The sequence below is a fragment of the Bathymodiolus japonicus methanotrophic gill symbiont genome (assembly GCF_019721995.1).
In the GTDB taxonomy this organism is placed as follows: domain Bacteria; phylum Pseudomonadota; class Gammaproteobacteria; order Methylococcales; family Methylomonadaceae; genus Methyloprofundus.
In genome coordinates, this window is record NZ_BLYC01000013.1 from 18003 (window position 1) to 30667 (window position 12665).

General features: G+C 42.7%; 14 protein-coding genes and 2 pseudogenes. 5 read left to right on the forward strand and 11 right to left on the reverse strand.

All coding sequences use genetic code 11. The features are described 5' to 3' along the window. Positions 1-15 precede the first annotated feature (15 nt). Positions 16-1009 (forward strand): annotated as a pseudogene (locus K6984_RS16450) (IS30 family transposase). On the opposite strand, the gene K6984_RS16455 reads toward K6984_RS16450, so the two are convergent. Next, positions 983-1291: a hypothetical protein gene (locus tag K6984_RS16455; RefSeq protein ID WP_221896514.1), complete on the reverse strand. Its 309-nt coding sequence runs from the start codon at positions 1289-1291 to the stop codon at positions 983-985. The pseudogene K6984_RS16450 and the gene K6984_RS16455 sit on opposite strands and share 27 nt — an antisense overlap. Before the next feature lie 66 nt (positions 1292-1357). Here K6984_RS16455 and K6984_RS16460 point away from each other — a divergent pair, with 66 nt between their 5' ends. From K6984_RS16460 to K6984_RS16470, 3 genes are read left to right on the forward strand one after another with little or no spacing between them, the layout of a single operon-like run. Then, complete coding sequence (locus tag K6984_RS16460) at positions 1358-2023, forward strand: transposase (protein ID WP_221895037.1); 666 nt, start codon at positions 1358-1360, stop codon at positions 2021-2023. A 25-nt stretch (positions 2024-2048) separates the two neighbouring features. After that, positions 2049-2351, forward strand: coding sequence for a hypothetical protein (locus tag K6984_RS16465; protein WP_221896515.1), 303 nt, complete (start codon positions 2049-2051; stop codon positions 2349-2351). Between the two features lie 4 nt (positions 2352-2355). Continuing rightward, positions 2356-2922, forward strand: coding sequence for a hypothetical protein (locus K6984_RS16470; protein ID WP_230988136.1), 567 nt, complete (start codon positions 2356-2358; stop codon positions 2920-2922). Here the strand turns inward: K6984_RS16470 and K6984_RS16475 are convergent. The 9 genes from K6984_RS16475 to K6984_RS16515 all read right to left on the reverse strand — a co-directional run bounded on the left by K6984_RS16475 (position 2899) and on the right by K6984_RS16515 (position 10463). After that, positions 2899-3327 (reverse strand): hypothetical protein, encoded by a 429-nt coding sequence (locus K6984_RS16475; RefSeq protein ID WP_221896516.1) that lies wholly within the window; start codon positions 3325-3327, stop codon positions 2899-2901. The two genes, K6984_RS16470 and K6984_RS16475, sit on opposite strands and share 24 nt — an antisense overlap. 99 nt (positions 3328-3426) lie before the next feature. Then, complete coding sequence (locus K6984_RS16480) at positions 3427-3609, reverse strand: hypothetical protein (RefSeq protein WP_221896517.1); 183 nt, start codon at positions 3607-3609, stop codon at positions 3427-3429. 79 nt (positions 3610-3688) lie between these two features. After that, on the reverse strand, positions 3689-4885 hold the full coding sequence (locus tag K6984_RS16485; RefSeq protein WP_221896518.1) for a class I SAM-dependent rRNA methyltransferase: 1197 nt from the start codon (positions 4883-4885) through the stop codon (positions 3689-3691). Positions 4886-5430: 545 nt separating this feature from the next. Next, positions 5431-5712: a DUF3426 domain-containing protein gene (locus K6984_RS36315; protein WP_221896519.1), complete on the reverse strand. Its 282-nt coding sequence runs from the start codon at positions 5710-5712 to the stop codon at positions 5431-5433. Positions 5713-6296: 584 nt separating this feature from the next. Beyond that, a complete protein-coding gene (gene prmA / locus K6984_RS16495; protein WP_221896520.1) occupies positions 6297-7175 on the reverse strand; it encodes a 50S ribosomal protein L11 methyltransferase in 879 nt (292 codons plus the stop codon). 252 nt (positions 7176-7427) lie between these two features. Further along, positions 7428-8771 carry an acetyl-CoA carboxylase biotin carboxylase subunit gene (gene accC, locus K6984_RS16500; RefSeq protein ID WP_221896521.1) on the reverse strand — a complete coding sequence of 448 codons (1344 nt, stop codon included), beginning with the start codon at positions 8769-8771 and terminating at the stop codon, positions 7428-7430. A 15-nt stretch (positions 8772-8786) separates the two neighbouring features. Then, positions 8787-9230 (reverse strand): acetyl-CoA carboxylase biotin carboxyl carrier protein, encoded by a 444-nt coding sequence (gene accB, locus K6984_RS16505; RefSeq protein ID WP_221896522.1) that lies wholly within the window; start codon positions 9228-9230, stop codon positions 8787-8789. A gap of 3 nt (positions 9231-9233) precedes the next feature. Beyond that, on the reverse strand, positions 9234-9680 hold the full coding sequence (gene aroQ / locus K6984_RS16510; RefSeq protein ID WP_221896523.1) for a type II 3-dehydroquinate dehydratase: 447 nt from the start codon (positions 9678-9680) through the stop codon (positions 9234-9236). Positions 9681-10265: 585 nt separating this feature from the next. After that, positions 10266-10463, reverse strand: a complete 198-nt coding sequence (locus tag K6984_RS16515; RefSeq protein WP_221896524.1) for a hypothetical protein — start codon at positions 10461-10463, stop codon at positions 10266-10268. Positions 10464-10777: 314 nt separating this feature from the next. Here K6984_RS16515 and tnpC point away from each other — a divergent pair. Continuing rightward, positions 10778-12186: pseudogene (gene tnpC / locus K6984_RS16520) on the forward strand (IS66 family transposase). A gap of 31 nt (positions 12187-12217) precedes the next feature. Here the strand turns inward: tnpC and K6984_RS16525 are convergent. Further along, positions 12218-12664: a TlpA family protein disulfide reductase gene (locus tag K6984_RS16525; RefSeq protein ID WP_221896525.1), complete on the reverse strand. Its 447-nt coding sequence runs from the start codon at positions 12662-12664 to the stop codon at positions 12218-12220. Position 12665: the final 1 nt, after the last annotated feature.

Below are 12665 nucleotides of genomic sequence, written 5' to 3' on the forward strand. Positions count from 1 at the left end.
TTACAGAGGCTACAAATGAGCTATACACACCTATGTCCTGAAGAAAGATATTATATAGAAATTGAATTAAAAAAGGGAACTTCACAGAATAAAATAGCAGAAGCCTTAGAACGAAGCCAAAGCAATATTTCACGCGAGATTAAACGCAATACAGGTCAAAGAGGCTACAGGCATAAACAAGCAGAAGATTTTGCCCAAGAACGACACAAAAACAAGCCTAAAGAGGTTAAATTAACGGATGAAATAAAAGGCATTGTTAATGTTCGCATTGAGGATGACTGGAGTCCTGAGCAGATTGCAGGGCGGTTAAAACAAGAGGGTATAATTAGTCTTCATCATGAAACAATCTACCAGCATATTCTGGCGGACAAAAAGGCAGGGGGTGAACTATACAAGCATCTTCGGCATCAGAACAAAACCTATCGCAAGCGGTATGGGTCAGCCCATAATAGGACAGGAATCCCTAATAGAGTCGATATAGATGAGCGTCCTGAAGAGGTCAACAACCGTAAGCGTATAGGTGATTGGGAGGCAGATACAATCATTGGGAAAAATCACAAAGGGGCGATTGTAACGTTGGATGAGCGAGTCTCTAAATTACGGTTGGCCTTCCCTTTAGCGGGGAAAAAGGCTCAATATGTATTAGACGCAACTATTTTAATGCTTGATCCTATAAAAAGCTTTGTTAAAACAATTACTTTTTATAACGGGAAAGAGTTTACCCTGCATGAAAAAATAGCAGAAGCACTAGGTTGTGATACGTATTTTTCGACTCCATACAGCTCTTGGGAAAGAGGGCAAAATGAGAATGCTAATGGCTTATTAAGACAGTATTTCCCTAAAGTAATGGAGTTGATTGATGTTACGATAAAAGAGGTTTTTATAGCCGTTGATAAGCTAAATAGTCGCCCTAATAAAGTGTCTCAATTACAAAACACCTTATGAGGTATTTGAAGAGCTGACTGGGATAGATATGAAAAATTTATTGGGTTATGTACTTATGACTTGAATTCAGGTCTTTTAATAAGCCTAATGCAATCTCTGTTTTGGTCGGGTAGGCACTGTCACGTTCAGGCTTAATAGGCCGATCTTTTTTTGCTATACCGCTCTTTTTCAACCGTTTATCTTCTTTATCCCACTGCTTTAAGGCTGGATCCGGCATATAAAAGAAAAAACCGACAGGCACTGTAATGGATGAGGTAACTAGCAGCAATAATACTATCGTTTGTCCATTAACATACCCGCCGGAGCCTTTGTGTTTCTGCTTGTAAACCTTATACTCGATGTTCAAGTTTTTGATATTGAGAAGGTAAAATCAGGTATTCTGAGGTTGTTGTAATTTTATCGGTGTAATCCCATGTTAATGAATGCCCCAGCCACCTTTATCCAAAGCTATATTGACGATTTAAATGATGCGCTCAATCAGCTAAAACCCGGAGCCGCTTTGACACGGATTCAAGCCGCTTGGTTGGGCACTTGTTTAACGTGCATACTGCTAATGAACTCTGTTTGCTGGGCTAAGTTTGAGCGAGCAAGCCTTGGAGATTGCAAAGTAGCCGCATTATCCTGGGTGTTTCGTAAAGCAAGTATACCCTGGGACTGGTTGCTACGGGTGAGTGTGGTCTTAATTTTAAAACGTTATGGCATTACTGAAGGTGTGTTGGCCTTTGATGAATCAGACCGAGCACGATCTAAGTCTACAAAACGTATTTATAAGGTTTACAAGCAGAAACACAAAGGCTCCGGCGGGTATGTTAATGGACAAACGATAGTATTATTGCTGCTAGTTACCTCATCCATTACAGTGCCTGTCGGTTTTTTCTTTTATATGCCGGATCCAGCCTTAAAGCAGTGGGATAAAGAAGATAAACGGTTGAAAAAGAGCGGTATAGCAAAAAAAGATCGGCCTATTAAGCCTGAACGTGACAGTGCCTACCCGACCAAAACAGAGATTGCATTAGGCTTATTAAAAGAGTTTAAAGTTGCGCATAGCCTGATTAAAATTAAAGGCGTACTGGCTTGATGCGCTGTATGGTGAAAAAGCCTTTATGGACGAAGCCGCTAAAGAATCTGGAGGCTCGCAGGTGATTAGCCAATTACGTAAAAACCAAAATATTGAATATAGAGGTAGAATAAGGTCAGTCGAGAGCTACTTTAATTCGATTAACAAAGGCATTGATCAGATAATACGCGTACGTGGCGGCAAAGAGATTAAAGTGACTGTCAGCAGTGCACGATTAAAGGTGAGTTCTCACAGTAAAAAACGCTTTGTCATTGCCTTAAACTCGATGTTCAAGTTTTCAGCTATAACTGGGCTAAGAAAAGTAAATTTTTCCGGCTTTGTTTTATAAGTGATTGATTTACAATGATGTTGATGCTTTCTTTGTCAGTAAAATTATCAATAAAATCAATCAGTTAAAAAACTTGAACATCGAGTTAAAATATGACGGTGAAAACGACTATCGCTATTTAGTGGCGACAGACCTGACTTGGCGCACACAAGATATTATTCAAGCCTATACGTTGAGATGGCTGATTGAGGTTTTCTTTGAGGACTGGAAGCTTTATGAAGGATGGGGGCGTGAGGCCAAACAATTAGATGAAGAGGGATCAAGCCGTGGCCTGATTCTGAGTCTTTTGTTTGACCATTGCCTTCTCCTTCACCCAGAGCAAATAGCCCGCATTGAAAGCAAACTACCTGCGTATACCGTAGGAAGCTTACAGCGCAAGTCTCAAATGGATGTACTGCTTGAGTTCATCACGTCATTGCTAGAGTTTCCAGATCCTGGTGATAAGCTGAAAGAGTTAGGTGAATTAATAAAGGATGTGTTTCAACTGATGCCATCAGGAAAACATATGATTGGCAGAGATTTAGGGCGCTTAGAGCCAACACCATCATTAAAGTATTGTTCTGCTGGGTGAAGGTAAGAGTTTGATGGCAATGGGATGGAAAAACTTGAACATCGAGTTATAAATACGTTTTGTAGACTTAGATCGTGCTCGGTCTGATTCATCAAAGGCCAACACACCTTCAGTAATGCCATAACGTTTTAAAATTAAGACCACACTCACCCGTAGCAACCAGTCCCAGGGTATACTTGCTTTACGAAACACCCAGGATAATGCGGCTACTTTGCAATCTCCAAGGCTTGCTCGCTCAAACTTAGCCCAGCAAACAGAGTTCATTAGCAGTATGCACGTTAAACAAGTGCCCAACCAAGCGGCTTGAATCCGTGTCAAAGCGGCTCCGGGTTTTAGCTGATTGAGCGCATCATTTAAATCGTCAATATAGCTTTGGATAAAGGTGGCTGGGGCATTCATTAACATGGGCTTACACCGATAAAATTACAACAACCTCAGAATACCTGATTTTACCTTCTCAATATCAAAAACTTGAACATCCGCTTAAAATCAGGGAAACGGAGCCTAAGCGGAGTGATGATTTTTAGTCCCTGGTAGGCGACAGGGCAATTCGCTGATCCGAAGTGCGCTAGTAGCGCGCGAGGGAGGCAAGAATTGCATTCCGAATAGCCGTCCAGCCATTTGAGGTAGTCTTAACGGAGCAGGGTTTTGTGCGTAGTTGAGACGGACGCAGGGCGACCAGGGCATCTCCCGTTCGCTGCGTAGGCGAATGAATGTTGGTGACAGGAGTCCCAGAATTTCGTGAGGTAGCATGGCGCGCCTGGAGTTACAGGCTTTCAGAAACAGCACAAAAATAGCTTGTTAAATATTCTGTTTCCGAGATTGCCGGATGAATTGGGTGATCAGCTGCCTGCCCACCGGTAGCGACTATGGTTAAATTTCGATCTATATGTCGTGCTGAAGAGCGTAATATCTCGTGTAAATTCGCCTTGCTTAAATGGTAGGAGCAGGATGCTGACACTAAAATACCGTCTTTTGCTAATACTTGTAATGCAAGATGGTTAAGCCTGCGGTAGGCTTCATAACCAGTTTTAAAGTCTTTCTTGCGTTTGATTAAAGCCGGAGGATCTAAAATAACGATATCAAAGCGCCGCTTTTCCAGACGGGCTTGCTTTAAATAGTCAAACACATCGCTTTGTATAAATTGCATGTTGTCGCTTACTTGATTCAAATGTGCATTGTGTTCAGCTAATTTAATCGCACCAGCTGAGGCATCAACACAGGTCACCTGTTGAGCGTTGTGTAATGCAGCCGGAATTCCCCAGCCTCCGGTGTACGAAAATAAGTCTAATACAGTTTTATCTTTTGCTAGCGGGGCTAACAGAGCGCGGCTACTGCGATGATCATAAAACCAGCCGGTTTTTTGTCCTGCAACAATGTCAATTTTAAATTGTGCGTTATTTTCTTCAATAATTAGCTGCTCAGGTATTTCTCCATAAATGCAAACAGACTCTGTAGACAGGCCCTCTAACTCCCGTTGTGGGTTGTCATTTTTCAGTAAAATAGCTTGTGGTTGTAATAGCTCAATTAAAACTTTGACCAGTGGCTCTTTTTGCCGCTCTATTCCAGCTGTGGTTATTTGTACTGATAGAACATCCCCAAACCGGTCGATAACCAGACCAGGTAGGCCATCACTTTCACCAAAGATGAGCCGGTAAAATGATTTGTCATAAAAACGCTCACGTAAAGCTAGGGCGCGGCTAATACGAGCAGTGAACATTTTAGCGCCTAGTTTGGCACTTGGCTTTTTTGATAATAGCCGGGCACAGACAAGGGTGCCTGGATTTATATAGGCACTACCCATTATTTGGCCGTTACTTGCGACAATTTTAACCATATCGCCTGGGGCAAATTGATTTAAAGGACTGCGCTGGATATCCACCTCATTACTGAACACCCAAAGGTGCCCTTTGCGTAGGCGTTTATCTTCATTTTTCTTTAGAAATAATTCGGGGTGAGCCATAAGATGTTTTTGTAGTTAAGATCAGGTTGAGTATTATAACCAACCAGGAAATGGGTATGGAATAAATCCATAAATAGTGGAATTTCAAGAAATAAATTAAGTCTTAAACTTAAGGGTCAAGAAAGATTCATTTTCCTATTTTAACTCTATGCTATAGCCAGAAATATCCTGCTCGGGGACAGTAATATAGAAATCAATATCAGTAGTCGTCAAGCTATCAATGAGAGTCGTTGAATTTTTACTTAGCCCATCTTAGTCACTTTCATCTTTCTAAGCCATTGATTCATCGGTTTAAGCGATTTTTTGTCGAAAAATTCTCTTTAAAATCAATGGTGTTTTTTTTGAAAGTTTTGTAGTGCCATTTATATTATTTTTGTCGATAAATTCATTGGCTTTTGTCAAAAAAATCATTATTATTTGAGTGTAATTTACATGCGACAAAAATACTCTAAAAAATCCAACGTTTTATACAAAAACACAAAATCTGTAGTGCCAACTGGCTACTTTTTAAAATTTCAACCAATTGATTTATAACAACTACATCATCAATAGTGACGAAGATGGGTTAGGTATTCCTCGGGAGAGAATGTTCTTTGAGCAAACTGTCCGCCTTGTAAGTTATGCAGAGATATTTGAATATTTGCTAAGCGCTGGGCAAAGTCAGCATGGTTAATAAAGCTGATTTGTACGCGGTAGTTATTTGCGCTGAGCTTGTGTATTGCACTGCCGATAGTGGTATATTCGGCAAGATTACGGTATGTCGGTAGAGGATAGCGGGGAGTCGCTATTTTTGCGAAAGCTTGTTTTGGGCATCCCAGCCCAAGCAAGCGGCAAAAACTTAACGCGACCACTAATGCCTTCGGCGCCCCAGACGTCCTGCGTACGTGCCACTTCGCCATTACCATCGTAAACTCGGGGCTGGCTTCGTAACACTCCCTCAAATGACTGGACGGCGTTTCGGAATGCCTTTTATTTTGTCTACACCTACGCTAGCGCTACGATTCCGACAAAACAACGGCTCTACGCCTTCTGGGGACTACCAGCCCTCGCTTTCGCTCTCCATGGCTGGCAGCGAATGAAGTTTATTGCTGATTGCACTGAGCCAGGGTCTTACGCGTGGATTTTGTGCCAGGGGGTAGCCGGTAAAATAAATAATTTGATAAATAAGCAACACTATTGCTAGTAGGCTCCCAACTACCCAGAGCCTAGAATGAGGAGTTGAAGGTTTTTGCCAAGGGTATGCTTCGAGAATAATAGTCTCATCTTCTGCGGGAGCTTGATCAGATGCAGAGACGAGTGGGTTAAACTTGTATTTGCACTGTGTACAGCTAATCCGCAGGTGTTTTTTTTCAGTTGCCGGTTGCTGATTTTTTGCGGGTGCTTACACTTTGGGCAAAAAGTGTCCATACGCCTATTTTTTAACTCCGTCCAGGCGACACCAGTCATCTTGAATCACTGCATCACTGATTATGAATCTGGCTTGATAGCATTTGCAAACCTCATCCGCCTGTTCTTTGAGAACGCCGGATAACACCAGCTGCCCTTGAGGGCGTACCAGGTTGCTAATATTATCCGATAGCTCGATGAGTGGCTGGGCAAGAATATTAGCTAATACTACATCTGCTGCAAAAGATGTAAATTGCTCGGGTAAATAGGTTTTAATTTTAGCGCTGACCTCATTTTTTTGTGCATTGTCAAGTGTGGCTGTTAGAGCCTGAGGGTCTATATCAATTGCGTGTGCTTCTTTTGCACCCAGTAAAACAGCTGCAACGGCGAGGATGCCAGAGCCACAGCCAAAATCGATGACCGTTTTTCCGCTAACATCGTTTTTCGCCAGCCATTCTAAACACAGAGCCGTGGTTGGGTGGGTGCCAGAGCCAAAGGCCAGGCCAGGGTCGAGAATTAAGCTTACAGTTCCAGGTATGGATTGCTCCTGACCTGAAGGATAGACCCATAAACGTTCGCCAAATTGCATAGGCTGGAAGTGCTCCATCCATGCTCTCTCCCAGGTTTGATCTTGCAGAATTTCAGCATGCCAGTCCTGTAGGGCATGCTCGGCAAATTGCTGGAAAAGCAGAGTCTTGATGATCTCAGGCGTTGCATCAAGTTCATACAAGGCGATGGTTTTGGTTCGCCCCCAGATTTTAGTTTCGCCTATATTCGGCTCATAAACGGGTTCGGCATCAGCGTTCATAAATGTGACTGAGACCGCGCCCAGTTCGCTAAGAAAATCAGAGATATCAGCTGCAGTGTTTGCGTCACTGATCACAGAAATTTGATGCCAGGCCATAATAAAGTGATTAGGGTAGGGCGGACTTCAGTCCGCTAACATGGAAAGAAAATTCATATATTAAGTAGTTGTTAACTGACTATTTTCACCATGAAGCGCATGAAGTTAATGAAGAAGGATGAATAAAGCAATGCAGTAAATGTTGTCTTTCAAGTTCTTCATGCCCTTCATGGTGATAATTAAAGGGTATATAGAATGCTGAACTAAATAGGCGGATTAAAGTCCGCCATACAGTCCATCCAACAGCCTTACTTAGTTCATACCCAGTTTCTTTTCCAGGTAATGGATATTCTGACTGCCAGCTGCAAAAGCACTGTCGGCCATAATGTCCTGTTGTAATGGGATATTGGTTTTAATACCATCGATCACCATTTCGCTTAGTGCCGTACGCATACGCGCTATAGCGCTGGCTCTATCATCACCGTGAGCTATCAGTTTACCAATCATGGAATCATAATAAGGGGGTACTTTATAGCCGTTGTATATATGCGTTTCACAGCGAATTCCAGGGCCCCCAGGCATATGGAATAGATCAATAGTTCCTGGGCACGGCATAAAGGTAACCGGGTCTTCTGCATTTAGGCGACACTCAATCGCATGACCCCGTAAAACCACATCATCCTGAGTAAACGAAAGTGGCTCACCTGCGGCTATACGCAATTGTTCTTTGACGATATCAATTCCGGTAACCATTTCAGTCACAGGATGCTCAACCTGTACGCGGGTATTCATTTCGATAAAGAAAAACTCGCCTTTCTCAAATAAAAATTCAAATGTCCCCGCACCTAAATAACCGATGTCTCTACAGGCTTGCGCACAGCGCTCACCAATAAATTTACGTTGCTCTTCGGTAATGCCTGGTGCCGGGGCTTCTTCGACAACTTTTTGGTGGCGACGCTGCATAGAGCAGTCGCGCTCGCCAAGGTGAACCGCATTACCATGTGAATCAGCAAGAATCTGAATTTCAATATGGCGAGGGTCTTCCAGGAATTTTTCCATATAGACGGTAGAGTTGCCAAAAAATGAACCAGCTTCTGATTTGGTTAAGGCAATCGAGCTGATTAAGGCACCTTCGGTATGTACTGTGCGCATTCCACGCCCACCGCCACCGCCAGCCGCTTTAATGATAATCGGGTAACCGATTTCTTCTGCCATTTTTAGGTTAGTGGCGTTGTCGTCTCCTAACGGCTCGCCATTGCCGGGAACACAAGGTATACCGGATGCGATCATCGCTTTTTTAGCTTCGATCTTATCGCCCATAATGCGAATGGTATCTGCCTCAGGACCAACAAAAACAAAGCCGCTTTGCTTAACTTTTTCTGAAAACTCCGCGCTTTCGGCTAAAAAACCATAGCCTGGATGAATGGCTTCGGCATCGGTAACTTCAGCAGCGCTGATAATTGCAGGGATATTTAAGTAGCTGTCTGCCGAGGCTGCAGGGCCAATGCAAATGGCTTCATCGGCCAGGCGTACATGCTTTAAATCACGGTCGGCGCTGGAATAAACCGCCACCGTTTTAACGCCTAATTCACGACAGGCGCGCAAAATACGTAGCGCAATTTCACCGCGATTGGCAATAACAAGTTTATCGAACATAGTATGACCCCATTATTATTCTATGATGAAAAGTGCTTGATCATACTCAACGGGTTGTGCATTCTCGATTAGGATTTGCTTGATCACGCCAGTTTTATCAGCTTCAATCTGGTTAAGGATTTTCATTGCTTCGATAATGCAAAGCGTATCACCTTCTTTAATCGATTGTCCGACTTCTACAAAGGGAGCCGAGCCAGGTGATGCCGAGCGATAGAATGTACCGACCATAGGCGACTTAACCGCATGCCCTGATGGCTCGCTAGCTGCGGGCTCACTTGCCGCTGCTGCTGGTGCCGCGATCGCAGCAGGTGCGGCAGCAATGGCAACCGGAGCAGCTGGGGCGACTGCTGATGAGTAGCGGTTAATACGTACCGACTCTTCGCCTTCGGTAATTTCGATTTCAGCGATGTCGGATTCTTCAATAATTTCGATTAGTTTTTTTATTTTTCTAATATCCACGATTTATTTTCTCTCGAGTAGTGTCTGATGTGCAGCCTGTAGGGCCAGTTCGTATCCATTTGCTCCAAGCCCACAGATAACCCCTTCTGCAATATCAGAGAAGTAGGAGTGCTTACGAAACGGCTCCCGGGCGTGAACATTGGATAAATGGACTTCTATAAAAGGAATTTTTGTTGCTAATAAAGCATCACGAATCGCGACGCTGGTATGCGTAAATGCAGCAGGATTGATAATAATAAAATCCACCTGATCGGCAAAAGCCTGGTGAATCAATTCAACAATCTCATGCTCGGCATTATCTTGGTGAAAACTTAAGCTATGTCCTGCTTTGCTAGCGAAGGATTCAACGCTCGCTTGAATGTCAGCCAGGGTTTTATTGCCATACTGATCCGGCTCCCGAACACCGAGTAGGTTGAGGTTTGGACCATTGAGAACTGTAATTTTAGCCATTCTGTACGTTGTTTTTTATTATTTTACGTAAAGTTTCACCAATTTTCCCTAATTTGCAGGGTTTTGTCCAGATATATGTTTTTTAGCAACAGTTCACGACAAAACTACGGTTTTTTTACTACTTAATCGTGTGATGATTTAGGGCGTAGCGCTTAATAATGGCTTAATCAGCTCGCGTAAACGCTGTCCGGATAACTCGCCCTGCTGATAATAAATAATTTCGTAACTACTCAGCGTACGCTTAAAATCAGGGAAACGGAGCCTAACCCATCTTCGTCACTTTCATCTTTCTAAGCCATTGATTCATCGGTTTAAGCGATTTTTTGTCGAAAAATTCTCTTTAAAATCAATGGTGTTTTTTTTGAAAGTTTTGTAGTGCCATTTATATTATTTTTGTCGATAAATTCATTGACTTTTGTCAAAAAAATCATCATTATTTGAGTGTAATTTACATGCGACAAAAATACTCTAAAAAATCCAACGTTTTATACAAAAACACAAAATCTGTAGTGCCAACTGGCTACTTTTTAAAATTTCAACCAATTGATTTATAACAACTACATCATCAATAGTGACGAAGATGGGCTAAGCGGAGTGATGATTTTTAGTCTCTGGTAGGCGACAGGGCAATTCGCTGATCCGAAGTGCGCTAGTAGCGCGCGAGGGAGGCAAGAATTGCATTCCGAATAGCCGTCCAGCCATTTGAGGTAGACTTAACTGAGCAGGGTTTTGTGCGTAGTTGAGTAGTTGAGACGGAAGCAGGGCGACTAGGGCATCTCCCATTCGCTGCGTAGGCGAATGAATGTTGGTGACAGGAGTCCCAGAATGTTGTGAGGTAGCATGGCGCGCCTGAATAATTAAAAAAGTTCTTGACAGGGTTTTAGTCTGGTTTTTGTGATTTTTAGTAAACTGCCCAACAGTCGATTAATCCACGCTTTATTGCTTCTATCGCTATAGTCATCACAAAATGTCCCCTTAAACATCTACGACCTCGAAGGACTTTTTTATTCGCCTTACAATCGCTTAAAACAAGGAAAATTCGGGATTTAAAACCCATGAGATAATAAGCCTGTCCTTAAAGCAATACAGGTTACCTTTTGAAAATAGACTTCATCGATGTTGATTCCGCAATCAGTCATGCCAAACAGTTACTTGAAACTGAGCGTGATATATCGCCTGCGCTAAAATCAGCACTGGAAGTGATTCTATTATTAGTCACGGTATTACTCAATCGAGTGACACTGAACAGCAAAAATAGCAGTAAACCACCTGCAAGTGATCCCAACCGTAAAAAAGGGAATCGAAAAAAATCAGATAAGCCTTCTGGCGGACAAAAATCGCATGTCGGCACGACACTTCAAAAAATAGATGACTCGGATGAAATCGAGATCATTACCATTGATCGCCGTACCTTGCCAAAAGGGCGATACACGGCAGATGGCTTTGAAACACGCCAGGTATTCGATATTGATATCTCAAGGGTAGTGACAGAATACCAGGCGCAACGGTTGATAAATGGAAAAGGTCAGTGTTTTATCGCTCCTTTTCCAGATGAGGTTACTAAGGCTGCGCAATATGGTAATGGGATAAAAGCCCATGTGGTTTATCTTTCGCAATATCAGTTATTGCCCTACAACCGAATACAGGAGTATTTCGCTGATCAATTAGGTATGCCGATTAGTGAAGGCTCTATCTATAATTTCAATGAACTGGCCTATGAGAAGTTGGCTGGGTTTGAAACTATCAGTAAAGAACACTTAGTCGAATCAGCGTGCATTCATGCGGATGAAACAGGCATTAATATTAATGGTAAGCGCCATTGGCTACATGGGCCTCCAATGTTCAGTGGACACACTTCTTTCCCCATGCCAAACGTGGCACAGAGGCAATGAATGACATTGGTATTTTACCCCATTTTCATGGGATTTTATGTCATGATCATTGGAAGCCCTACTATAAATATGATTGTACTCATTCGCTTTGTAATGCACATCATTTGAGGGAATTAACGCGCGCCTGGGAGCAGGATAAACAGGAGTGGGCGCTTGAAATGAAACGACTACTTGAAAAAATGAATGATGCCGTCAATGAAGCAGGTGGCATGCTACTACATAAAGAAGCAGAAAAATGGAAGGTACAATACAGAGAATTACTTGGCAAAGCGGAGATCGAATGCCCACCACCCGATAAGCCTAAAGAAGTAAAACGGGAGCGAATAAAACGCAGTAAAGCTAGAAACTTACTGGAAAGGCTGATTAATTATGAAGAGGATGTCTTGCGCTTCATGACAAATACCTGGGTGCCATTTACCAATAATGCCGCAGAAAATTCGATTCGGATGACCAAGGTTCAACAGAAAATATCCGGCTGCTTTCGTAGTACCAAGGGTGCAGAGATATTTTGTCGTGTCAGAGGGTATTTATCAACGTGCCGTAAACAAGGTCTAAGTGCAACTCAGGCAATGACCTTGGTCTTTGAGGGAAAGTTACCTGAATTTTCTTTATAATTTCATTGAACTACTCAGCTTCGCTGAGTAGTTACATAATTTCTTGCTGCTGATTTACGATGGCGGTAAAAGGGATGGCGCTCATTGTGTTACCTAATCTTTGCGATAGTTTACCGCCTTCAGTCGTAGCAATTAGAATAGGGTAATTGATATTGATAAAACTTATATAGTCATTAACTAGCTCGGGCTCATCAATTGCTATGCCGATAAATTGCACATTCTGATCAGCATACTCAGCTTGTATCTGGATAAATTCGGGGATTTCCTGCAGGCAGGGAGGGCACCAGGTCGCCCAGAGATTTATCACTATTATCTTTCCCTGCCACTCTGAAATTGAGTGGACAACACCTGCAGTATCAGGCAGAGAAAATTCGGGTAAGGGAATAGCGTGCTGTGGCTGCTGGTTAAATTGCTGGGCAAACAGTGTGCTAATCAGCAGTAGGGAAAAAAACAGTAATGCAATAAATTGTTTAGGCATA

Excerpts from the sequence above, each read along its gene's own strand:
- K6984_RS16460 (WP_221895037.1), top strand. The coding sequence starts at position 1,358 with ATGTTAATGAATGCCCCAGCCACCTTTATCCAAAGCTATATTGACGAT.
- K6984_RS16465 (WP_221896515.1), top strand. The coding sequence starts at position 2,049 with ATGGACGAAGCCGCTAAAGAATCTGGAGGCTCGCAGGTGATTAGCCAA.
- K6984_RS16475 (WP_221896516.1), bottom strand. The coding sequence starts at position 3,327 with ATGTTAATGAATGCCCCAGCCACCTTTATCCAAAGCTATATTGACGAT.
- K6984_RS16480 (WP_221896517.1), bottom strand. The coding sequence starts at position 3,609 with ATGCCCTGGTCGCCCTGCGTCCGTCTCAACTACGCACAAAACCCTGCT.
- K6984_RS16485 (WP_221896518.1), bottom strand. The coding sequence starts at position 4,885 with ATGGCTCACCCCGAATTATTTCTAAAGAAAAATGAAGATAAACGCCTA.
- prmA (WP_221896520.1), bottom strand. The coding sequence starts at position 7,175 with ATGGCCTGGCATCAAATTTCTGTGATCAGTGACGCAAACACTGCAGCT.
- accC (WP_221896521.1), bottom strand. The coding sequence starts at position 8,771 with ATGTTCGATAAACTTGTTATTGCCAATCGCGGTGAAATTGCGCTACGT.
- aroQ (WP_221896523.1), bottom strand. The coding sequence starts at position 9,680 with ATGGCTAAAATTACAGTTCTCAATGGTCCAAACCTCAACCTACTCGGT.
- K6984_RS16515 (WP_221896524.1), bottom strand. The coding sequence starts at position 10,463 with ATGGGAGATGCCCTAGTCGCCCTGCTTCCGTCTCAACTACTCAACTAC.
- K6984_RS16525 (WP_221896525.1), bottom strand. The coding sequence starts at position 12,664 with ATGCCTAAACAATTTATTGCATTACTGTTTTTTTCCCTACTGCTGATT.